We start from the raw sequence: 240 nt of genomic DNA, 5'->3' as shown, positions 1-240 counted from the left end.
CCGGATGGCCTGGCGGCAAACCAACCATTCTCGGTAGACACTTTTAAACCACCAATGGCGGCTCCATTGCCCGGAGCATGAGTTAGAACAGAGACAATCGTTTCGCCCGCTAATTCGGTTTGCGTCACATTGTTTGCATCTAGCGCACTTAATAATGATTTTTGCGCCGAGGTTGCTGCAACATCAATGCGTTTATAAAAGGGCTGGCCATACTTAGCTACTTGAGCCTCATACAATGTC

The 240-nt window shown here is 48.3% G+C and carries 1 protein-coding gene; it reads right to left on the bottom strand.

Translation table 11 applies throughout. The features are described 5' to 3' along the window. Positions 1-240 (bottom strand): hypothetical protein (locus AAEY75_RS16895; RefSeq protein WP_352260327.1); only part of this gene is annotated, 240 nt, incomplete at both ends.

Origin of the sequence: Psychrobacter sp. TB55-MNA-CIBAN-0194 (genome assembly GCF_040309505.1) — a bacterium.
GTDB lineage: Bacteria > Pseudomonadota > Gammaproteobacteria > Pseudomonadales > Moraxellaceae > Psychrobacter > Psychrobacter fozii.
The sequence above is the reverse complement of the archived record's forward strand: the minus strand, read 5'-3'. Positions and strand labels throughout refer to the sequence as shown.